General features: G+C 74.8%; 20 protein-coding genes. 11 read left to right on the forward strand and 9 right to left on the reverse strand.

Annotated elements, in window-relative coordinates; translation table 11 throughout:
* Positions 1–468 precede the first annotated feature (468 nt).
* From pdhA to LPU61_RS19180, 6 genes are all read left to right on the forward strand, one after another.
* Positions 469–1656, forward strand: a complete 1188-nt coding sequence (gene pdhA / locus LPU61_RS19155) for a pyruvate dehydrogenase (acetyl-transferring) E1 component subunit alpha (protein WP_043961126.1) — start codon at positions 469–471, stop codon at positions 1654–1656.
* Positions 1656–2645: an alpha-ketoacid dehydrogenase subunit beta gene (locus LPU61_RS19160; RefSeq protein ID WP_043961125.1), complete on the forward strand. Its 990-nt coding sequence runs from the start codon at positions 1656–1658 to the stop codon at positions 2643–2645. The genes pdhA and LPU61_RS19160 overlap by 1 nt, the downstream gene beginning before the upstream one ends.
* Positions 2642–4147, forward strand: coding sequence for a dihydrolipoamide acetyltransferase family protein (locus LPU61_RS19165; protein WP_199485958.1), 1506 nt, complete (start codon positions 2642–2644; stop codon positions 4145–4147). The genes LPU61_RS19160 and LPU61_RS19165 overlap by 4 nt, the downstream gene beginning before the upstream one ends.
* A 220-nt stretch (positions 4148–4367) precedes the next feature.
* The gene (locus LPU61_RS19170) at positions 4368–4505 is read left to right on the forward strand and encodes a hypothetical protein (protein ID WP_165823299.1); all 138 of its coding nucleotides are present in this window, start codon (positions 4368–4370) and stop codon (positions 4503–4505) included.
* Between the two features lie 343 nt (positions 4506–4848).
* The gene (locus tag LPU61_RS19175; RefSeq protein WP_229405670.1) at positions 4849–7863 is read left to right on the forward strand and encodes a hypothetical protein; all 3015 of its coding nucleotides are present in this window, start codon (positions 4849–4851) and stop codon (positions 7861–7863) included.
* Between the two features lie 119 nt (positions 7864–7982).
* Complete coding sequence (locus LPU61_RS19180; protein WP_043961123.1) at positions 7983–9815, forward strand: NHL domain-containing thioredoxin family protein; 1833 nt, start codon at positions 7983–7985, stop codon at positions 9813–9815.
* A gap of 88 nt (positions 9816–9903) precedes the next feature.
* Here the strand turns inward: LPU61_RS19180 and LPU61_RS19185 are convergent, their stop codons facing one another.
* Genes LPU61_RS19185 through LPU61_RS19195 form a run of 3 tightly spaced genes read right to left on the reverse strand, consistent with a single transcriptional unit; the run spans position 9904 to position 12210 of the window.
* Positions 9904–10653, reverse strand: coding sequence for a LamB/YcsF family protein (locus tag LPU61_RS19185; protein WP_043961122.1), 750 nt, complete (start codon positions 10651–10653; stop codon positions 9904–9906).
* Positions 10637–11584: a biotin-dependent carboxyltransferase family protein gene (locus tag LPU61_RS19190; protein WP_043961121.1), complete on the reverse strand. Its 948-nt coding sequence runs from the start codon at positions 11582–11584 to the stop codon at positions 10637–10639. Before LPU61_RS19190 ends, LPU61_RS19185 begins: the two co-directional genes overlap by 17 nt.
* A complete protein-coding gene (locus tag LPU61_RS19195; RefSeq protein ID WP_043961120.1) occupies positions 11581–12210 on the reverse strand; it encodes an allophanate hydrolase subunit 1 in 630 nt (209 codons plus the stop codon). Before LPU61_RS19195 ends, LPU61_RS19190 begins: the two co-directional genes overlap by 4 nt.
* A gap of 106 nt (positions 12211–12316) precedes the next feature.
* Between LPU61_RS19195 and LPU61_RS19200 the strand changes: the two genes are divergently transcribed.
* Positions 12317–12994 carry a hemolysin III family protein gene (locus LPU61_RS19200; protein ID WP_043961118.1) on the forward strand — a complete coding sequence of 226 codons (678 nt, stop codon included), beginning with the start codon at positions 12317–12319 and terminating at the stop codon, positions 12992–12994.
* Positions 12995–13109: 115 nt separating this feature from the next.
* Here LPU61_RS19200 and LPU61_RS19205 read toward each other — a convergent pair whose 3' ends face one another.
* The gene (locus tag LPU61_RS19205) at positions 13110–13397 is read right to left on the reverse strand and encodes a DUF6458 family protein (protein ID WP_043961117.1); all 288 of its coding nucleotides are present in this window, start codon (positions 13395–13397) and stop codon (positions 13110–13112) included.
* A 116-nt stretch (positions 13398–13513) separates the two neighbouring features.
* On the opposite strand from LPU61_RS19205, the gene LPU61_RS19210 reads away from it, so the two are divergent.
* Complete coding sequence (locus tag LPU61_RS19210; RefSeq protein WP_229405671.1) at positions 13514–14044, forward strand: histidine phosphatase family protein; 531 nt, start codon at positions 13514–13516, stop codon at positions 14042–14044.
* Between the two features lie 134 nt (positions 14045–14178).
* On the opposite strand, the gene LPU61_RS19215 is transcribed toward LPU61_RS19210, so the two are convergent.
* From LPU61_RS19215 to LPU61_RS19230, 4 genes are all read right to left on the reverse strand, one after another.
* Positions 14179–14448 (reverse strand): DUF6458 family protein, encoded by a 270-nt coding sequence (locus tag LPU61_RS19215; RefSeq protein WP_229405672.1) that lies wholly within the window; start codon positions 14446–14448, stop codon positions 14179–14181.
* Between the two features lie 216 nt (positions 14449–14664).
* Positions 14665–16521, reverse strand: coding sequence for an acyl-CoA dehydrogenase (locus tag LPU61_RS19220; RefSeq protein WP_229405673.1), 1857 nt, complete (start codon positions 16519–16521; stop codon positions 14665–14667).
* A 236-nt stretch (positions 16522–16757) separates the two neighbouring features.
* Positions 16758–17885 (reverse strand): PP2C family protein-serine/threonine phosphatase, encoded by a 1128-nt coding sequence (locus LPU61_RS19225; protein WP_043961113.1) that lies wholly within the window; start codon positions 17883–17885, stop codon positions 16758–16760.
* A gap of 121 nt (positions 17886–18006) precedes the next feature.
* Complete coding sequence (locus tag LPU61_RS19230; protein ID WP_043961112.1) at positions 18007–18663, reverse strand: septal ring lytic transglycosylase RlpA family protein; 657 nt, start codon at positions 18661–18663, stop codon at positions 18007–18009.
* Positions 18664–18893: 230 nt separating this feature from the next.
* Between LPU61_RS19230 and LPU61_RS19235 the strand changes: the two genes are divergently transcribed.
* Positions 18894–19454 (forward strand): phosphoribosyltransferase family protein, encoded by a 561-nt coding sequence (locus LPU61_RS19235; protein ID WP_043963677.1) that lies wholly within the window; start codon positions 18894–18896, stop codon positions 19452–19454.
* A gap of 34 nt (positions 19455–19488) precedes the next feature.
* Positions 19489–20541, forward strand: a complete 1053-nt coding sequence (locus LPU61_RS19240) for a questin oxidase family protein (protein ID WP_043961110.1) — start codon at positions 19489–19491, stop codon at positions 20539–20541.
* A gap of 48 nt (positions 20542–20589) precedes the next feature.
* Here LPU61_RS19240 and LPU61_RS19245 read toward each other — a convergent pair whose 3' ends face one another.
* Positions 20590–21123 carry an alpha/beta hydrolase gene (locus LPU61_RS19245; RefSeq protein WP_043961109.1) on the reverse strand — a complete coding sequence of 178 codons (534 nt, stop codon included), beginning with the start codon at positions 21121–21123 and terminating at the stop codon, positions 20590–20592.
* A 145-nt stretch (positions 21124–21268) separates the two neighbouring features.
* Here LPU61_RS19245 and LPU61_RS19250 point away from each other — a divergent pair, with 145 nt between their 5' ends.
* Positions 21269–21670, forward strand: a complete 402-nt coding sequence (locus LPU61_RS19250) for an ASCH domain-containing protein (protein WP_043961108.1) — start codon at positions 21269–21271, stop codon at positions 21668–21670.
* Position 21671 lies beyond the last annotated feature (1 nt).

Here is a 21671-nt window from a genome sequence, read left to right on the forward strand (position 1 = left end):
ACCCCCCAGGGATCAAAACGGGCATAAACCCATGAAACGCCCGACCGGCATCATCAGCTTGACTCAGTGACGGCCAGTTCACCAGGAGCCACCGCGTGTCGACACACAAATTGTCCGGCCCGCCCCGGTCACTCACGATCCTCCGGGGACAGAGGGCCCTACCAGCCACAAACCCGACAGCGCCCGGAATCCGGGGCGGGCGTACTGTGGGCGCGCTCACCTCCTCTGCCATCATTTGGGGCACGACGGCAACGCAGCCGCGACCTCCGCGCACCCTGCGGCAGGCGCGGTACGACGCCGGCGCTCCCGAACCGGGTTCGCACGGAATCCGGCTCACGCCGCGCGGCAACCCTCACCGGGGCTAGGCGCGGCCGCCAGGAACCAGTCCGGCACCAGCCGGGCGGGTGCACACACTGCGCGGAGCGGGTCACCCCCGGTGCCGGCGCAGACCACGACAGGGAGAGACGGATGGCAAAGGGCGACCCCGGGGTCACCACCACCCGCGGCCGGCGAGCCGCACCCCGTGCCAAGCGAACGGCCGCGACGGCTGGCGGCGACCCGGAACTCGTGCAGCTGCTCACGCCCGCCGGAGAGCGCGTCGAGAGCGCGTTCGGGCCGGACGGCACGGAGTACCGCGTCGACTTCACCGACGAGGAGTACCGAGGGCTCTACCGCGACCTCGTGCTGGTCCGCAAGCTCGACGCCGAGGCCACCGCGTTGCAGCGGCAGGGCGAGCTGGGGCTGTGGGCCAGCCTGCTCGGCCAGGAGGCGGCGCAGGTCGGCTCCGGGCGGGCGCTGCGCAGCCAGGACATGGCCTTCCCGACCTACCGCGAGCACGGCGTTCTCTATTGCCGGGGCATCGACCCGATCATGCCGCTCGGCCTGTTCCGGGGCGTCGACCAGGGCGGCTGGGACCCGAACGAGTTCAAGTTCAACATGTACACGATCGTCATCGGGGCGCAGACCCTGCACGCGACCGGGTACGCGATGGGCGTCCACATGGACGGCAAGACCGGCGGCGACGACGGCGAGGCGGTGATCGCCTACTTCGGCGACGGCGCGACCAGCCAGGGCGACGTGAACGAGGCGTTCGTCTGGGCCAGCGTCTTCAACGCCCCGCTGGTGTTCTTCTGCCAGAACAACCAGTACGCCATCTCCGAGCCCCTGGAGCGGCAGACCCGCGTCCCGCTCTACCAGCGGGCGCGCGGCTTCGGCTTCCCCGGCGTACGGGTGGACGGCAACGACGTGCTCGCCTCGTACGCGGTGACCCGGCACGCGCTGGACAACGCGCGGCACGGCCAGGGCCCGAGCCTGATCGAGGCGTACACCTACCGGATGGGGGCGCACACCACCTCCGACGACCCGACCCGCTACCGGATCGCCAGCGAGGTCGAGGCCTGGCAGGCCAAGGACCCGATCGCCCGGATGAAGGCGTTCCTGGAGAAGCAGAAGATCGCCGACGAGTCGTTCTTCGCCGAGGTCGACGAGCAGGCCCGCGCCGAGTCGGTGCACCTGCGCGAGCGGGTGCTCGCCATGCCCAACCCCGAGCCGGTGTCGATGTTCGACCACGTCTACCCGCACGGGTCCCCGGAGCTCGACGAGCAGCGGGCGCAGTTCAGCCGCTACCTGGAGTCGTTCGAAGGGAGCGCCCACTGATGGCCACGGAGACGCTCACCCTCGGCAAGGCCCTCAACGCCGGCCTGCGCCGGGCCCTGGAGCACGACCAGAAGGTCGTCATCATGGGCGAGGACGTCGGCAAGCTCGGCGGCGTGTTCCGGATCACCGACGGCCTCCAGAAGGACTTCGGCGACCAGCGGGTGATCGACACCCCGCTGGCCGAGTCCGGCATCATCGGCACCGCGGTCGGCCTGGCCATCCGCGGCTTCCGCCCGGTCTGCGAGATCCAGTTCGACGGCTTCGTCTACCCCGCGTATGACCAGATCGTGTCGCAGGTGGCGAAGATGCACTACCGCTCGCAGGGCAAGGTGCGCATCCCGATGGTCATCCGCATCCCGTACGGGGGCGGCATCGGCGCGGTCGAGCACCACTCGGAGTCGCCGGAGGCGTACTTCGCGCACACCGCCGGCCTGAAGGTCGTGACCTGCGCCAACCCGCAGGACGCGTACTGGATGATCCAGCAGGCGGTCGCCTCGGACGACCCGATCGTCTTCCTGGAGCCGAAGCGGCGTTACTGGGAGAAGGGCCCGGTCGACCTGGAGGCCCCGCTGTCGACGGCGTACCCGCTGCACTCGGCCCGGGTGGCGCGGGCCGGCACGGACGCCACCGTCCTGGCGTACGGGCCGATGGTGCGGACCTGCCTGGACGCGGCGGCCGCCGCGGCCGAGGACGGCCGGGAGCTGGAGGTCGTCGACCTGCGCACGCTCTCCCCGCTGGACCTCACCGCCGTGTACGAGTCGGTGCGGCGCACCGGCCGGTGCGTGGTGGTGCACGAGGCCCCCGGCAACCTGGGTCTGGGCGCGGAGATCGCCGCCCGGGTCACCGAGGAGTGCTTCTACTCGCTGGAGGCCCCGGTGCTGCGGGTGACCGGCTTCGACACCCCCTACCCGGCGTCCCGGGTGGAGGAGGAATACCTTCCCGACCTCGACCGGGTGCTCGACGCCGTCGACCGCGCCTTCGGGTGGTGAGCGGGGTGTCGCGGATCAAGGAGTTCAACCTGCCCGACCTGGGCGAGGGGCTGACCGAGGGCGAGATCCTCGCCTGGCTGGTCTCCGAGGGCGACACGATCGAGCTGAACCAGCCGATCGTGGAGGTGGAGACGGCGAAGGCGGCCGTCGAGATCCCCGCGAAGTGGGCTGGCCAGGTCCGGTCGATCTTCCACCCGGAGGGGAGCACGGTCGAGGTCGGCACGCCGATCATCGCGATCGACACCGACCCGGGCGCGGGCCCGGTCGAGGCGTCGACGACGGGCGCGCCGGCCGCCGACCTGCCGACCCCGTCGGCGGCGTCCCTGGCCGCCGTCGAGATCGCGCCCGAGGAGGGCATGGTCGAGCCGGGGCTGATCGGCGGCGTGGCGCCGGGCGGGCGCACCGCCGTGCTGGTCGGCTACGGCCCGCGCAACGCGCCGGCCAAGCGCCGCCCGCGCAAGGGCGCGTCCCCGGAGCGGCCCGCCGCCACCCCGGCGGCCTCCGTTCCGCCCGCGCCGGCCCCGGCACCCGCCCCTGCGGCGACACCGGTCACGGCAGCGGCAGCAGTCGCGGCGGCGACGACCGTGAACGGCAACGGGCGGCCCGGCGGGCTGGTGCTGGCCAAGCCACCGGTGCGCAAGCTCGCCAAGGACCTCGGCGTGGACCTCGGCTCGCTGAGCGGGTCGGGGCCGCTGGGCTCGATCACCCGGGAGGACGTACAGCGGGCGGCGAGCGGCACCGCGACGGCGGCCGAGCCGCCGACGGTCGCGGCACCGGCCACGTCGGCCGCGGCCTTCGGCGCCGACCGCGAGCAGCGCATCCCGGTCAAGGGGGTACGCAGGCTCACCGCCGAGAACATGTCCCGCTCGGCCTTCACCGCGCCGCACGTGACGGAGTTCCTGACCGTCGACGTGACCCGGGCGATGAAGGCCCTGGACCGGCTGCGGGGCCGGCGGGAGTGGCGCGACGTGCGGGTCTCGCCGCTGCTGCTGGTCGCCAAGGCGGTGCTGCTGGCGGTGCGGCGGCACCCGATGGTCAACTCGACGTGGGCCGGCGACGAGATCGTCGTCAAGGAGTACGTCAACCTGGGCATCGCGGCGGCCACGGAGCGCGGCCTGATCGTGCCGAACATCAAGGACGCCGGCCGGCTCACGCTGCGTGAGCTGGCGGACGCGCTGACCGACCTGGTGCAGACGGCGAAGGCCGGCCGGACCTCGCCGGCGGACATGTCCGGCGGCACGCTGACGATCACCAACGTCGGGGTGTTCGGGGTGGACACCGGCACGCCGATCCTGCCCCCGGGCGAGTCGGCGATCCTGGCCTTCGGCGCGGTCCGCGAGATGCCCTGGGTGCACAAGGGCAAGGTCCGCCCACGTCAGGTGACCACGCTGGGTCTCTCCTTCGATCACCGGATCATCGACGGCGAACTCGGCTCGAAGTTCCTCCGCGACATCGGGGACTTCCTGGCCGATCCGGAGGCGGCGCTGCTCGCCTGGACCTGACGGGTAACCGACACCAGCCACGGCCGGTGTGCCACGGGTGAACGCCCGGCACACCGGCCGTGGCCGTTGGAAGAAGAAAGCGCCGCCCGCAGCCCCGTTGACCTACGATCCTTAGGCAGGTGTCTCAGCTCACCTACTAATCGTTGGAAGTTCCGGGCTGGATGCGGTTCAATTGAGTCATCAAGGGGCCGACAACCGAATAGCCAGGAGGAGAACCCAGATGAGCATGATCGAGCGAATCCGCAACCGCCGCGACGCCAACCGCCGGGCCCGTGCCATCGAGCACGCCCTGCGCTCCGCCAACTCGCCCGCGGTCCGCGAGGAGCTTCTCGCCATCGCCCAGCGTCACATGAGCTGACGCCCCACACTTTTCTCACCCTCCTCCAGTTCGACGACCCGCCCGGTTCGCCCGGGCGGGTCGTCGGCGTTTCGGGCCTATTGACACCGGGATTCCGCCTCGCCGCACCGCCCGGTACGGTGGGGCTCGGTCGTCAACCGCCCGCCCGGACCCCGTCGCGCCGATAGAAGCTGCTCGACACCGTCCGGCGACGCGGAGTGACGGCCGGTGCTCCCCGGATGCCGCGGGCGGCCACCGGATACGGTGCGGGGAGTCCCCACGGTCGGCACCGCCGGCCACACCGGCACCCACGCCGACGCACCGTCGGCATCGGCGGCCGACATGTGATGGAGGAGGCGCACCGATGACGTCCGAGGGCCCGCACCACCCCGGCCAGGAGCCGGACGAGGTGTCGCCGGGCGCCGGCGCACCGGCGCCGTACGGCGTCGCCAACCCGGACCTGGGCTGGGCACCCCCGCCCCCCGCGGCCCGGCCGAACCCGCCCGCTCCCGCCTGGGCGACCCAGAACGACCAGCCGCCGGCCCCCGCCTGGGGCCACCCCCCGCAGAACGACCAGCCCCCGACCGCCGCCTGGGGAGCGCCTCCCCACGGCGACCAGCCGCCGACCGCCGCCTGGGGCACCGGGCCGCAGGGCGACCAGCCTGCGCCCCCCAACTGGGGCGCGGCACCGGGTGACCAGCCGCCGACCGCCGCCTGGGGCCAGCCTCCGCAGAGTGACCAGCCCCCGACCGCCGCCTGGGGTGCCGCCCAGGTGCCGGCGCAGCAGCCGGAGCCGAACCGCCCGGCCGCCTGGGGCCCGCCGGCCGGCGCGGCGCAGCCCGCCTGGGAGCAGGACGAGCAGGCCGGGCCGGGCTGGCAGCAGAACGAGCCGGCACCCGGTTGGGAGCAGAACGAGCAGGCGGCCCCGGCCTGGGCCGCGGCCGACCAGCAGCCGCCGGCGCCGTGGGGCCAGGCCGAGCCCGGTGCCCGGGGTGCCGCCCGCGTGCCCGGCCAGGCGACGCCGCCCCAGGACTGGGCCACCACACAGGACGACGCCTCCCGCTCCGGCGGCTGGAACTCCGGTCAGCAGGGCGACGGCCCCGCCGGCTCCGACGCCTGGAACGCCGCGCCGCAGCAGGGCGACGGCCCCGCCGGCTCCGGTGGCTGGCCGCGGACCGAGCAACCCGACGCCCCTGGCCAGGCAGGTCAGGCCGCCTCGGCCGCCCCATCCGAATTCGGCGGACCCGCCGCACAACCCACGTTCGACGGTGCGCCCGGGCAGCCCGGATTCGGCGGCCCGGCCGAGCAGCCGCCGGCCGCGTGGGGCCAGGCCGAATCCGCCGCCCGGGGTGCCGCCCGCGTGCCCGGCCAGGCGACCCCGCCCCAGGACTGGGCCACCACACAGGACGACGCCTCCCGCTCCGGCGGCTGGGCGACCGGCTCCCCCGCCTCCGCCCAGGACGACCCCGCCCGCTCCGGCGGATGGGCCGCCACGGCGGTCCGCGCCGACGACCAGCCGAGGCCGAACACCTGGCCCGCCGCCGACGAGTCGGGGCAGCCCGGCACGTGGGGCGCGGCAGCAGTGCCGCAGCGGCAGGACGACCGGCCGGAGGTGCCCGACTGGGCGGCGGCCGAGCCGACCTCCGTACCACCGGCGCGGGCCACCGCCACCGTCGGCACGGACGGGCCGCCCGCCTGGGGGACGCCCGGCGAGAGCCCGCAGCAGCGGCCCGGCGGCGACCGCTCGGACCGACCGGTCATGCCGGACGTCGAGCCGTGGGCACCGGGCGAGGCGTGGGGGCGTACCGAGCCGGAGACCGCTGCGCCGCAGCAGGCCGGCAACGGCTGGGAGCCCGAGCGGTCCGAGGACCGTCCGCTGTACCAGCCCGCCCCCGGGCCGGGGATCTCGCCGGCCAACGCCGTGCCGCTGCCGCCGCAGGAGCAGCGCGTGCCCGGTGCCAGCCTCGCCGCCCTCCCGCCGGCCGACTATGCCCCGCCGGCCCAGTTCCCCCCGGCGGTCGAGCCCCCGCCGGCCGGCGAACCGTCGGGCCGTGAGGGCGCCCCGTCGCCGTACGCGCCCGAGTCGGGCGCCGGCTGGGGCCGCGCCGAGGAGCCGCACCCGCAGGGCACCCCGTTCGTGCCCGCCCCCCGGGTCTCGCCCGAGTCCGGGGCGGCCGCCCGGGCCGCCGTACCCCCGGCGGAGGCCGGAGAGGCCGCGGCCGGTGCGGTGGGCAGCGTCTCGGCGAGCGCGTCCGTGCCCATGGCCAGCCGCGTGGTGCCCCCCACCGACCAGGGGCTGCACTCCGGCGGCGCGCCCGCGCCGCAGCCCCGGGTGTACGGCCGGCCGGCCCGCCCGGAGCCGGCCGACGAGCCGGAGGCGGCGGACGAGAACCCGTTCCGCCCCGAGCACAACCCGCCACCGTCCCGGTTCGACGAGCCGGGCCCGCAGGGGCGGTTCGACGAGCCGGGCCGCTTCGACGAGCCGGGCCCCCAGGGCCGCCCCGCCGAACCCGACCAGCAGCGCGGGTTCGACGGGCACGACCAGCAGCGCGGGTTCGACGGACACGACCAGCACCGCGGATTCGAGGGGCGCGACCAGCACCGCGGGTTCGACGACGTCGGGCCGCAGCAGCGGTTCGACGACCGCGGGCCGCAGGGCGGACCGCAGCGCTTCGACGCCCCGGACCGGCAGGCCGGCCAGCAGCACGGCTTCGGCGACGGCCCGGCGATCGGGGCCGCCGGCGCGCCCGCTCCGCCGACCTTCCCGCCCGGGGTGCCGTCCTTCGTGGACCCGCCGGCCAGCAACCGGCCCGTCAACGGCGTCCGCCCGCATGAGGGCGACCGCCCGGGTGACCAGTTCGGCGGCCCGATGGGCGGGGCCACCGCCGTGCACGGCGCGGTGCCCGGCAACATCCCCGCGCCGTACGGCGAACCGACCCAGGTCGGCTTCCCGTCGCAGGGGCAGCAGTCCGGCCCCGCCTGGGGCGCGGAGCCGGAGGAGCAGGGCCGGTTCGACGCGTTCAAGCCGGAGGCGGACGCACCGAAGGCCGAGGCTCCGCCGCCGAAGGTCCGCAACGGCCGGGTGCTGGCCGCCGTGCTGGTGGCCGCCGTGCTGATCCTCGCGGTGCCGCTGGGGCTGCTCATGCTGCTCGGCAAGGTGGGCGGCGACAACGCGAAGCCGTTCGACCCGGCCGTCGGTTCCTGCGTGAAGCAGGCGGGCGACTTCGCGACGTCGGCCACCTGCGGCGAGGCAGGATCGTTCACGATCGTGTCCAAGGTCGAGGCCAAGGAGAAGTGCGCCGACCCGGGCCAGCCACACGTCGTCCTGCGTGGCGACGTGCCGAAGAAGGTGCTCTGCCTCAAGTCGGCCGCCAAGTAGCGAACCCGGGGGCGGGGCCACGGACCACCGTGGCCCCGCCTTCGTCGTACGCCCGGGGTGTGACCAAGCCGCGCGGGGTGCCCGCCGGTCGGAGCCTCGCGGTCGGGCAGACTGGGGGCATGAGCGCACGAGTACGGGCTCCCGAGCTGCGCGGACGGGGCTGGCTTAACACCGGCGGGCGGGACCTGAAGCTGGCCGACCTGCGCGGCAAGATCACAATTGCCGACTTTTGGACCTTCTGCTGCATCAACTGCCTGCACGTGCTCGACGAGTTGCGCCCCCTGGAGGAGAAGTACGCCGACGTGCTGGTCGTCGTCGGCATCCACTCGCCGAAGTTCGAGCACGAGAAGGACCCGGCCGCCGTCGCCGCCGCCGTCGAGCGGTACGGCGTGCACCACCCCGTCCTCGACGACCCCGAGCTGGACATGTGGCAGCAGTACGCGGCCCGCGCCTGGCCGACCCTCGCCGTGATCGACCCCGAGGGGTACGTGGTGGCCACCATGGCCGGCGAGGGTCACGCCGAAGGGCTGGCCCGGCTGGTTGACGAGTTGGTCGCCACCCACGAGGCGAAGGGCACCCTGCACCGGGGCGACGGCCCGTACGTGCCGCCCGCCGAGCCGGAGACGGCCCTGCGATTCCCCGGCAAGGCCCTCGCGCTCGACGGCGGGCACCTGCTCGTGTCGGACTCGGCCCGGCACTCCCTGGTGGAGCTGGCCCCCGACGGCGAGACGCTGGTGCGCCGGATCGGCGCGGGCGTCCGGGGGCGCGCGGACGGGCCAGCGGGCGCCGCCGCGTTCTCGGAGCCGCAGGGGTTGTGTCGGCTGCCGGAGCACGTGGCCGAGGTGGCCGGTTACGACGTGGTCGTCGCCGACACCGTCAACCACCTGCTGCGCGGGGTGCGGTTGGCCACCGGCGAGGTGGTGACCGTGGCCGGCACGGGCCGGCAGTGGCGCTCGACGGTGGACGACCACGCCCACGACTCGCTCTCGGTCGACCTCTCCTCCCCGTGGGACGTGGCCTGGTACGACGACCGGGTGATCGTCGCGATGGCGGGCATCCACCAGCTCTGGTGGTTCGACCCGATCCGCCGCACGGCGGGCATGTACGCCGGCACCACCGTCGAGGCGCTGCGCGACGGGCCGCTGGCCGAGGCGTGGCTGGCCCAGCCGTCCGGCCTCTCGGTCTCGGCCGACGGCACCCGGCTCTGGGTCGCCGACAGCGAGACCAGCGCCATCCGGTACGTCGAGAACGGCGTCCTGGGCACCGCCGTCGGGCAGGGGTTGTTCGACTTCGGCCACGTCGACGGCCCGGCCGACCGGGCGCTGCTCCAGCACCCGCTGGGGGTGTGCGCGTTGCCGGACGGCTCGGTGCTGATCGCCGACACGTACAACGGGGCGGTCCGCCGCTTCGACCCGGCCAGCGGTCAGGTGTCGACGGTCGCCGACGGGCTCGCCGAGCCGAGCGACGTGGTGCTGACCGCCGACGGCGGGGTGCTGGTGGTCGAGTCGGCGGCGCACCGGCTGACCCGGCTGGCCCCGGGCGCGTTGTCGGCCGTGGGGGCGAGCACGGTCGACGGCCCGCGGCACCGCACCGAGCGGAAGCCGATGGAGGTCGCGGCGGGCGAGGTGACGCTGGACGTCGTCTTCACCCCGGCGCCGGGGCAGAAGCTGGACGAGACGTACGGGCCGTCGACGCGGCTGGTCGTCTCGGCGTCGCCGCCGGAGCTGCTGATGGAGGGGGCGGGCACCGGCACGGAGCTGTCCCGCCGGTTGGTGGTCGACGGGTCGGTGGCCGGCGGGGTGCTCCAGGTGACCGCGCAGGCGGCGACGTGCGACGCCGACGTGGAGCACGCGGCCTGCCACCTGACCCGGCAGGACTGGGGGGTGCCGGTGCGGGTGGTCGAGGGCGGCCCGGCGCGGCTTCCGCTGGTCCTGCGCGGCCTGGACGCCTGACCCGACGCCGGCCGCCCGCGCGCTGGCGTCAGGTGCGTCAGGAAGGGGCCCTTCCCATACGGGATGCGTTGACAAGGTGCCCCTCCTTTCACGCGAACGGGGTGAGCGTCACCCCCGCTTCGAGGAGCGCGGCCCGCACCAGCTCGGCGGACGCCACCGCGCCCGGCGTGTCGCCGTGCAGGCAGATGGACTCGACGGGGCAGGGCACGACGGTGCCGTCGACGGCCACCACGGTCTGCTCGGTGGCCATCCGGACGGCGCGGGCGGCCACCTGCTCGGGGTCGGTGACCAGCGCGCCGAGGGCGGTGCGGGGCACCAGCGTGCCGTTGGGCAGGTAGCCCCGGTCGGCGAAGCCCTCGGCGACCACCCGCAGACCGGCGCCGGTGGCGAGCTGGGCGAGCACCGAGCCGGGGGCGCAGAGCACCGGCAGGTCGCGGTCGTAGTCGTCGATGGCGGCGATCAGGGCGGCGGCCTGCGACTCGTCGACCGAGGCGGCGTGGTAGAGCGCCCCGTGCGGCTTGAGGTAGCGGACCCGGGTGCGGTACGCCCGGCAGAACGCGTCGAGTGCGCCGAGCTGGTAGGTGGTCTCGTCGCGCAGGTCCGCGAACGCGTACGCGATGTGTCGGCGGCCGAAGCCGGCGAGGTCGCGGTAGCCGACCTGGGCCCCGACGGCGACCCCGCGGTGGGCGGCGGCGGCGCAGACCCGGCGCATGGTGGACGGGTCGCCGCCGTGGAAGCCGCAGGCGACGTTGGCCGAGGTGATCAGGTCGAGCAGCGCCTCGTCGTCGCCGAGCCGCCAGATGCCGAATCCCTCGCCGAGGTCAGCGTTGAGGTCCATGGAACGTCACCGTAGTCCCCGGGCGGGCCTGCGCGAGCGGCGTCACGTCGTCCACCACCCCGACGACGGGGTAGCCGCCGGTGGTGGGATGGTCGGCGAGGAAGATCAGCGGCTGGCCGTCGGCGGGCACCTGCACCGCGCCGAGCACGAGGCCCTCGCTGGGCAGTTCCCCGGCGACCGCGCGGGGCAGCGGCGCTCCGGTCAGTCGCGCGCCGACCCGGTTGCTGACCGGGCTCACCGTGTACGCCGTGCCGAGCAGCCGGTCGAGCGCGGCGGGGGTGAACCAGTCGTCGCGGGGCCCGAGGCGCAGCCGGAGCCGCAGCGCGGCCGGGGCGGGCCGCCCGATGGTCACGTCGACGGGCGCGGGGTCGCCGCCCGGGTCGCCGAGGGGCAGGGTGTCGCCGTCGCGCAGCGGGGGCGGGCCGAGGCCGGAGAGGGTGTCGGTGGACCGGCTGCCGAGCACCGGCGGCACGGCGATCCCGCCGGCGACGGCGAGCCAGGTGCGCAGCCCGGAGCGGGCCGGGCCGATCCGCACGACCGCCCCGGCGGGCACGGCCAGGGGTCGGCCGACGTCTCCGGGCCGGTCGCCGACGCGCACGTCGCCGGGTCGTCCTCCGACGCGCGCCTCGGCCACCGCGCCGATCCGCCCGTCGCCGATCCACACGTCGGCGTCCGCGCCGGTGAGCGCGACCGTGCCGGCCCGGGTGAGGCGCAGCGCGCAGCCGGTGAGGGTGATCTCCAGACCGGCGGCGTCCTCCGGGTTGCCGACGAGGCGGTTGGCCAGCCGCAGGGCCGCCGGGTCGAGCGCCCCCGACCGGGGCACGCCGAGGTGTGCCCAGCCGGGCCGGCCCTGGTCCTGCACGGTGGTGAGCGCCCCGGCCCGGAGCACCTCCACCCGGCCCGCCGGGCCGCCGGCGGGTGGGCGGGTCACGTGGTCGCCGCCAGGCGTACCGGGGTGCCGGGGGCGAGCCGGGCCGGCGGGTCGGCGGCCACGTCGAACAGGGTCAGCGCGGTCCGTCCGACGAGCAGCCAGCCGCCGGGCGACGCGCCGGGATAGATTCCGGCGTACGGTCCGGCGAGCGCGACCGAGCCGGCGGGGACCCGGGGGCGGGGGGTGGCGAGCCGGGGCACCGCCCACTGCGGCGGCAGCCCGGTCAGGTACGCGAACCCGGGCGCGAACCCGCAGAAGGCGACGCGGAACGGGGTGCCGGTGAGGCGGGCGACCACCTCGGGCACGTCCACGCCCCAGTGGCCGGCGACGGCGGGCAGGTCGACCCCGTCGTACGTGACGGGCACCTCGACCTCGGCGGGCCTGGTGCCGTCGGCGGGCGTCGCAGGGCCGGCGGGTCGTGGGGTCCAGTGGGCGACGAGCGCGGCGGCCCGGTCGGGGTCGGGCACCCCGTCGAGCAGCACCGTACGGGCCGCCGGGACGATCTCGACGGCGGTCAGCTCGCCGGCGGTGCGGCGGCGCGTCAGCTCGGCCCGCCACGCCTCCACCTGGTCGGGGTCGTCGCAGTCGAGCAGCAGGGCGTGGGCGCCGACGGGCCGGATCCGCATCCCGTCATGATCCCCGATCGGCGGGCCCGTCAGGGCCGCCGGACCCTGCGGTCCCGTGACGATCGGCACTACTTGACGGTAACCTACGGTGCCGTAACCTAGGTGCGTGACGACCTCCGCACCGCTTCGACTCAAGCCGGTCGACATCGGGAAGCCGCGGATGCGCGGCTGGCTGCACACCTACGCGTTCTTCGTCGCGCTCGTCTGCGGCATCGTGCTCTGCGCCATCGCCGCCAGCCGCCCCGGCTGGTCCCCGCTGGTCAGCTGCCTCGTCTACAGCCTGACCGTCTGCGGCCTCTTCGGCACCAGCGCCCTCTACCACCGTCGGGTGTGGTCCGAGCGCGGCTACCAGATCATGCGCCGGATGGACCACTCGATGATCTTCGTGTTCATCGCCGGCACGTACACACCGTTCTGCGTCCTGCTGCTGGACGCCCGGCAGGCGACCACCATGCTCGCCCTGGTCTGGGGCGGCGCGCTGGGCGGCGTGGCGCTGAAACTGGTCTGGCCGCACGCGCCGCGCTGGGTCTCCGCACCGCTCTACCTGGCTCTCGGCTGGGTGTCGGTGGCGATGCTGCCGCAGATCCTGCACTCCGGCGGCGTGACCGCGCTGGTGCTGCTCGCCGTCGGCGGCGCGATCTACAGCGTCGGTGCCGTCTTCTACGCGCTGCGCCGGCCCAACCCGTGGCCCACCGTCTTCGGCCACCACGAGTTCTTCCACGCCTGCACGCTGGTGGCGGCGATCTGCCACCACATCGCGATCTACTTCGCCCTGTTCGCCTGAGCCTGCCGCCCGGTTCCCCCACCCTGATCCCCCGCTCCGGGCACGCGCCGGGGGCCCCGCGCCGTTGCGGGGCCCCCGGAGTCCTGGGCGGTCGTCGGCCGTCGGGCCGGACCGGTCAGACCGTACGACCCGGGCGGCGCACCTCGCGGTACTCCTGGACCACGGGCTCACCCTGCACCGGCACGACCCGGTCGGCGACCACGCGGTTCTGGCGCACCGGCGTGGCGACCACCGTGCGGCGGCCCCGGTTCCAGAAGTAGAGCGTGGTGAGCAGGCTGACGACGCCGGCGAGCATCAGCACCCAGCCGACGACGCCGAGATTCAGCCACCCCAGGTCGGCCTGCACGGCGAACGCGAAGATCGCACCCAGCGCGATGAGGAAGATGCTGGCACCAATGCCCATGTTCGTCGCCTCCTTGGCTGTCAGCTGGCGCTGCTACCCGCCGCGGCCATGGATGAGGTTGCGGCATCCATCGACATACCCAGGCGCTCCGATCGTCAATCGGGCAAGCTGGGCCCATGACGGACGCCGGAGGGACGGAACGGACGTTGGTGCTGCTGCGGCACGCCAAGGCGGAGGCACCGGGGAGCGGCCCGGACGTCCAGCGGCCGCTCACCGCACGGGGGCACGCCGACTCGGCCGCCGCCGGTGCCTGGCTGGCCCGGCACGGCCTGCTCCCCGACGTGGTGCTCTGCTCGGCCGCCCGGCGCACCCGGCAGACTTGGCACGGGGTGCAGCTGGGCATGACCGGCGCAGCCGACGAGGCGGGGCCGGCCGGCCCCGCCCCGCAGGTGCGCTACGAGCCGGGCGCGTACGAGGCACGCCCGGCGGACCTGCTGGCGCTGGTCCGGTCGGCCCCGGCGGAGGCGACGACGGTGCTGCTGGTCGCCCACAATCCGGGCATCTCGCTGCTCTCGGCGCTGCTCGACCCGGAACACGCGGACCAGGAGGGGCTGCGCACCACCGACCTGGTCGTGCACCGCACCCGACTTCCCTGGGCCGAGCTGCGCCGCGCCGACATCGTCGCCCGCCACACCGCCCGCGCCTGAGGCGCAAGGAAGGGCCCCTGTCAACGCATTCCGTCGTACAGGGGACCCCTGCCAACACCTGCGAGCGCCCGAGGTGCGCCCGAGCCGGCCGGGCCGGTAGGCGAGCGCCGGCCCGGCGGGCGAGCCGGCGGGCCTCAGGAGGGCGGTGCCGTGGGCGGCGGCGGGTCGGGCGGAGGCGGCATCATGGCGGTCGGATGCGACAGCCTGTTCTCCTCCACGATCAGGGTGCGCGCCCGCTTGCGCCGGTCCTGCCAGAACCAGAGCGTGGTGAGCAGCACGGCCAACCCGGCCAGGATGAAGACCCAGCCGACCGCGCGCAGGTCCACCCACCAGACGTTCGCCCGGATGGCGAAGGTCAGGATCGAGCCGATGGCGATGAGGAAGATTCCACTACCAATGCCCATGTGCGCTGCACCCCCACGTGCGGTGGCTCTGGGCGTTCACTGACGACGTCCGGGCCTCGGTTACCCGCCCGGCCGGGCAAGTACCCGGGATGCGACCGGCGATAGGGGACGCGCGGGACCGTTCGGCACGGGTCGCCGAAGCCGGGTGGGACGGCGACGGCCGGCGAGTTGGGGGACTCGCCGGCCGTCCGGGGGCCGCTGTGGTGCGTCAGCGGCTCAGAATGCCTCCTCCGGGAGGTCCATCAGCTCCAGGTCGGTGCTCTCGATGATCCGCCGGTCGGCGCCGAGCCGGGGCAGCACCTCGCGGGCGAAGAACTTCGCGGCGGCCACCTTGCCGGTGTAGAACGCCTTGTCGGCGGCGGAGACCTCACCGGCCAGGGCGCGCAGGGCGACGTCGGCCTGCCGCTGGAGCAGCCAGCCGACGACCAGGTCGCCGACCGCCAGCAGGAACCGGCGGCTGCTGAGGCCCACCTTGTAGAGCGCCCGGGCGTCGCCGCCCTGCGCCTCGCCCAGCCAGCCGGTCAGCACGCCGAGGATGGTCTGGACCTCGGCGAGCGCCTTGCCGAGCGCCTGCCGCTCCTGCTTGAGCTGGCCGTTGCCGCCCTCGGAGGTGATGAACTCCTGGATCTCGCCGGCGACCGTCATGAGGGCCTTGCCGTTGTCCCGGACGATCTTCCGGAAGATCAGGTCGAGGCTCTGGATCGCGGTGGTGCCCTCGTACAGGGTGTCGATCTTGGCGTCCCGGACGTACTGCTCCAGCGGGTAGTCCTGGAGGAAGCCGGAGCCGCCGAAGGTCTGCAGCGCCTCGTGGCCCAGCATCTCGTACGCCCGCTCGGAGCCGACGCCCTTGACCAGCGGCAGCAGCAGGTCGTTGACCCGCTTGGCGATCTTCGTCGCCTGCTCGTCGCCGGCCGCCTCGGCGATGGCGACCTGGTCCTGCCAGGAGGCCGTGTAGCAGACCAGGGCGCGCAGGCCCTCGGCGTACGACTTCTGGAGCATCAGCGAGCGACGCACGTCCGGGTGGTGGGTGATGGTGACCCGGGGCGCGGTCTTGTCGGCCTGCTGGACGAGGTCGGCGCCCTGGACGCGGTTCTTGGCGTACTCGAGGGCGTTGAGGTAGCCGGTGGAGAGCGTGGCGATGGCCTTGGTGCCGACCATCATCCGGGCGTACTCGATGATCATGAACATCTGCCGGATGCCGTCGTGCTTCTCGCCGAGCAGCCAGCCCTTCGCCGGCACGCCGTGCTCGCCGAAGGTCATCTCGCAGGTGTTGGAGACCTTGATCCCCATCTTGTGCTCGACGTTGGTGGCGTAGACGCCGTTGCGCTCGCCCAGCTCGCCGGTCTCCGGGTCGAAGTGGAACTTCGGCACGACGAAGAGCGACAGGCCCTTGGTGCCGGGACCGCCGACGCCCTCGACGCCGACCGGGCGGGCCAGCACGTAGTGCACGATGTTGTCGCTCAGGTCGTGCTCGCCGGAGGTGATGAAGCGCTTCACGCCCTCGATGTGCCACGAACCGTCCGGCTGCGGGATCGCCCGGGTGCGGCCGGCGCCCACGTCCGAGCCCGCGTCGGGCTCGGTGAGCACCATCGTGGAGCCCCACTGCTTGTCGATGAAGAGCTTGGCCCACTTCTTCTGCCGCTCGGTGCCCTCGACGTGCAGCACGTGCGCGAAGGACGGGCCGGAGGCGTACATCCAGACGGGGGCGTTCGCGCCGAGCACCAGCTCGGCGAGGGACCACCAGAGGGCACGCGGGGCGTTGGTGCCGTCGAGCGCCGGCGGGAGGTCGAGCCGCCAGAACTCGGACTCCATGAACGCCCGGTAAGACTTCTTGAACGGCTCCGGCAGCGGCGCGGTGTGCGTGGCCGGGTCGAAGACCGGGGGGTTGCGGTCGCTGTCCGAGTAGCTTGCCGCGAGGTCCTCGCGGGCGAGGCGGTCCACCTCGGCGAGGAAGCTGCGCGCGGTGTCGACGTCGAGATCCGAGTACGGCTCCTGGCCGAACGCCCGGTCCGCCCCGAAGACCTCGAACAGGTTGAACTCAAGGTCCCGGAGGTTGCTCTTGTAGTGGGTCATGCTCGCTGGCCCCGCTTCCCGGACAGGTGTTACCGATCAGTAACCCCGACTGTATTACTCGCGGGTAGGCAGCGACAAGCTCAACGTGGAAGTGACGGCGATTACACACCCGCGCTTCGGCCGTCGGGGCCGGGTGCGAGGACGGGCCGGGAGCGGCGGGGCGGGGCCGGGAGGCGGCGGGGCGGGGCCCGGGAGCCGGGGGCGGCGGGGCGGGGCGGGGGCAGCGGGCGGGTGGCTCAGCCCTCGGCCGCGCCGACCTCCCAGCTCGGCACGGCGGCGGTCACCCCGCTGCTGTGGCCGGCGTACTCCATCAGGACCAGGGCGATGTCGTCGTCGAGCCGGCCGTGCACCCACTCGACCAGGGCGGTCTCCAGCGAGGCCAGCCCGTCGCCGACCGTGCCGTGACCGAGCAGCCGCCAGGCGCGGTCGGCCGTCGGGAAGAACTCGCCGTCCCGGCGCGCCTCGCCGAGGCCGTCGGTGAACAGCAGCAGCCGGTCCCCCGGCTCCAGGCGCTCGACGCGGGGCCGGACGACCGGCATGAAGCCCAGCGGCGGCGCGGGCGCGGGCGGTTCGAGGGGGATCACCGCGCCCCGGCGCAGCAGCAGCGGCGACGGGTGGCCGCAGTTGACGATGGTGAGGGTGCCGCCCCGCTCCTCGACCAGGGCCGCGGTGACGAAGTCCTCGTCGCCGACGTTGCGGGCCACCGCCCGGTCCAGGTCGGCGACCACCGCCCGCAGGTCGGCCCGCTCGTACGCGACGTGCCGGTACGAGCCCAGCACGATGCTGGCCAGCCGGACGGCGTCCAGCCCCTTGCCGCGCACGTCACCGATGATCATGCGGACGCCGTACGGGGTGTCGATCGCCTCGTACAGGTCGCCGCCGATCTCGGCGGTGGCGGTCGAGGAGATGTAGCGCCCCGCCACGGCCAGGGTCCCCACCTGCGGGCCCAGCGGACGCAGCACCGCCTGCTGGGCCACCGCCGCCAGCTTGGACAGCTCGGCGATCTGCTCGGCCTGCCGCTGCCGCACGGCGGCCACCGCAGCCGCGATGCCGGTGGCGAGCGCGATGCCGGCCACGTTGACGGCGGTGACCAGCGACGTCCTCGGCTCGGCGAGGGCGAAGGCGGACCCGATCGCGGTCGCGGCGGCCCCCACTCCGAGCACCACCCGCCAGGAGGCCAGCGCCGCGGCGAGGAACGGGGCGGCGACCATCAGCGCCACGTAGTGCGCCCAGCGGCCGTCCGCCAGCTCCACGCCGGAGATGATCGCGAGCAGGACGAGGGCCGCGCCGAGGCCGGCGCGGGATCCGGGGCTCAGCGGGCCACGGCCCGACTGGAAGGCATGCATGCGTACGAGGGACAGCATGCCTGATGGACGTGAACCGGTGAATGAGCCTGGCCCGTCGGCCGAGGATGTTCTGCCCGGCCGGGTCGGGGCGGCGGCCGGTCCGGCCCCGGTCGCACCGCCCCCGCCCGAGGTCATCGGGTCAGCCCAGGATCTCGTACTTCACGGTCAGTGCGCCGACGTCGACGGAGGCGATGGCCGCGAACGCGGCCCGCGACAGGTCGAGGCAGCGGCCGTCGATGAAGGGGCCCCGGTCGTTGATCCGGACCGTGACCGACTTGCCGTTGGCCGGGTTCGTCACCCGGACCATGGTGTCGAACGGCAGGGTCTTGTGGGCGGCGGTCATGGCGCTCGGGTCGAAGTTCTCCCCGTTGGCGGTGAGCTGCCCCTCGTCGTAGAAGGACGCCCCGCACGAGCCGCTGTCGACGACGTTGCTGGTCGGGGTGGGCTTCTTGGTGGCGGCCGCCTTCGTGGCGGCCGGCTTCGGCGCGGCGGTGCGCGGCCTGCTCCGCGAGGCGGCCTGGCTCCGGGTGGCCTTCGGGCTGGCCGTGACGGTCGGCGACGGGCTGGCGCTGGGCGGGACGCTCGCGCTCGGGCTGGGCGACGCCGAGGGCACGGCCGCGGTGGTGGGGGCGGTCACCGGGACGTCGGCGACGGTCGGCTGCGGGGCCGCCTCGCCGGAGGTCAGGCTCACCGCGCCGACGGTGCCGCCGACGGCGAGCGCGACACCGACCGCCGCGGTGGCCGCGATCCCGGCCGGCGAGGAGAACAATCGGGTACGGGAGTGCCTACCAACCACGGGCCCGGTCCTTTCGTCGTGGCGAACGAAGTCGTTGTTGAGGACGAAGTCCTGGAGAACAAACCGGCCCGGACCGTAACGAGAGAAGCACTTCCGAAGTCAACGTGATCATGGCGCTATGTTCGTATTTGCTCGTATACGTGTGGCCGATCATCCGAGGCGACGTGGCCCGCTCGGCCCCGGGCGGGCCGGACCCCACCGGGGCGTCGATCTGGCGCAGGATGGGCGGCATGCCCGCTGAGCTGAGCGAACGTCTCGTCGAGCTGTTCCGGTGGATCGACCCCGGCCCGCAGAGCACCCACCTGGTCAGCGACGTCTCCGGGTGGTGGCGGGACCCGGAGGTGCTGGCGGGGCTCGGGCCGGCCCTGGCCGCGCCGTTCCGGGACGCCCGACCGACCGTGGTGCTCGCCCCCGCCGTGACCGGGCTGCTGCTCGGCCCGCTCGCCGCGACCGCCCTCGGGGTCGGCTTCGCGCCGGCGCACAAGGCAGGGGACGGGCGGCTGCCCGCCGGTGCGACGACCTGGGCACAGAGCCCCCCGGACTTCCGGGGCCGCCGGGTCGACCTGGGCGTCCGGGACCGGCACCTCGGCCCCGGCGACCGGGTGCTGGTGGTCGACGACTGGGTGGCCACCGGCGCCCAGCTGCACGCCCTGTACGCGATCTGCGCCGCCCGGGGCGCCGAGGTCCTCGGCACCTCCGCCGTGGTGCTCGACTGCCCGCCCGCGCTCGCCGCCGAGCTGCGGATACACGGCCTGGTCGAGGGTGGCCGGCTGACCCCACCCGAGGGTTGACCTCAAGCAAGGTTCAAGTCGCACGATCGGTGGCATGGACGACGGAATCCTGGACGAGGCGTACCGACGGTTGCACCGCACCGGCCCGGAGTTCGAGGGCTGGCTCTCCAACCACGGCCCGATGACGGTCGAGGCGCTGGCCCGGCACGGGCACGACGCCGAGGTGCACCGCTGGCTGGACGACTACCTGCGGCGGCTCGACGAGCTGCCCCGCGGCCTCCGGCCGATCGACGACTGGCGGGCCGCCCTCGGGGACCCGAAACGCGCCGGCGACTGGCTCGCCCACTTCGACCGGGAGCTGCGCGAACGGCCCTGGCGGGACATCCTCGGCACCTGGTGGCCCCGGCTGCTGCCGGGCATCGCCGCCGGGGCCACCCACGGCGTCATCCGGGTCGGGCACGCCGTGCGGGCGCTGCGGGCCGACGAGACCAGCCCGGACCGGCGCACCGAACTCGGCCAGGCCCTCGCCTACTGGGCCGCGCGCTGGCAGCCGGTCCCGGGCGCGCCTCTGCTACCGGCAGCGCCTCCCGCCGGGGAAGCCGGGCAGGGCGGGGAGGCCGGGGTGGCCGCCGCGCTGGCCGGGCTGCCCCGCATCGCCGACCGCACCGGCGGCATCCGCGAGCGGCTGGGGCGGCTGCCGGACGTACCCGAATGGGAGTCGTCGCTCGCGGCGCTGCGGCCCGCGCGGACCCCGGCCGAGGCGGAGCGGGGGCTCGCCGAACTGGTGCACCGGGCGAGCCTCGACTACCTCCGGTACGGGCACGCGGAACCCGTCATGCTGGTGCACGCGGTGACCGCGCCGACGGCGGTGCTGCGTACGCTGCCGGAGCTGGACCCCGGGCTCTGGGCGCCGAGCCTCGCCGCGGCCTGGTCCGCGACGGCGGCCGTCACCGCCGTGTACGCCTCCCCGGCCGGCGTCGCGCCGCCGGCCGTCGCCCCCGGCACCCCGGCGGAGGTCTTCGCCCGCGCGGCCCGGCACGGCGACGAGCACGTGGTGAAGCTCGCCGACGCGGTGCTCGACGCCCACGCGGCGACGGGGGACGAGCGGGTGCTCGCCGCAGCCGGCTACGCGGCGCAGCTCATCTGAGCGGGGCAACCCATCTGAGCGGGGCGGCGCGGCCGCGAGCGGCGCGGCTCAGCCGCCCGAGCCCGCTCCGCCGAGGAACTCCTCCGCGGCGGTGCAGACCATGCCCAGCACCTCCGCAGAGCGGGCCAGCGGACCGGGCAGCAGCAACGAGTGGTCGGCCCCGTCGACCTCCAGCACGTGCGGGCTGAGCCGGCGGGCCGCCACGCCGTCCCACGATGGGTCGGCGGTGCCGCCGACCAGCAGGAACGGCGCGGTCGCGCGGGCCAGCGCCCCGGTCACCTCGGCCCGGTGCAGCAGCGGGGTGAGCCAGATCGCCGGGACCCCTCGGTCGGCGGCGAACGGGGCGGCGAAACTGCCCAGCGATTTGCCGACCAGCAGGTGCGCCGGCTCGGCCAGCGCCGGGGCGACCTGCTCGACCACCCAGGACGCCGCCCGGTCCAGGTCCAGGTCCGCCGGTGCCCGCCAGGTGATCTCGTCGATGTCGAAGCCGATCCGGCGCAGCGCCTCACCGGCGTACGCGAACAGTGGCCCCCGGGTGTCGTAGCCCTGCCCCGGAACGAGCACCGCACGGCGCTTCCCCATCGTCCGCCTCCTCGCCAGCTCGATCCGCCGTCACCGTAGCGCCCCCGGCACGCTCCGGCGCAGCGCCGCTCCGAGCCGGTACGTGGTGCCGCGCCCGCCCGGAATCCGGCGGCGGGGCGCGGCCGGGCCGCGTAGCCTCGGCGGGATGTGGCCCCGGATCGACGGACTGCGCAGCCTCGCCCTCGGCACCCCCGGCGAGCTGCGGGCGAGACTCAACTCCCTGGTGCTGGCCGGGGCCAAGACGGCGACCGCCGGCCTGACCGACGAGTACGCCGAGGAGGGCGAGGAGCTGGAGCACGTCGGCGAGCGGCTCGCCCTCGTGGACGACCACGACGCGCCCGTCGGAGTAGTCGAGGTGACCGGCGTGGACGTGGTGCGCTTCGCCGAGGTGCCGTGGGACTTCGCCCGCTCCGAAGGGGAGGGCGACCGGTCGATCGAGGAGTGGCGGGCCGGGCATGCCGCCTACTGGGCGCGGGTCGGCACCCCCGTCACCGACGACAGCCAGATCGTCTGCGTGCGGTTCCGGCTCGTCTCGGCGCGGGGGTGAG

The sequence above is a fragment of the Micromonospora sp. NBRC 110038 genome (assembly GCF_020884815.1).
In the GTDB taxonomy this organism is placed as follows: domain Bacteria; phylum Actinomycetota; class Actinomycetes; order Mycobacteriales; family Micromonosporaceae; genus Micromonospora; species Micromonospora haikouensis.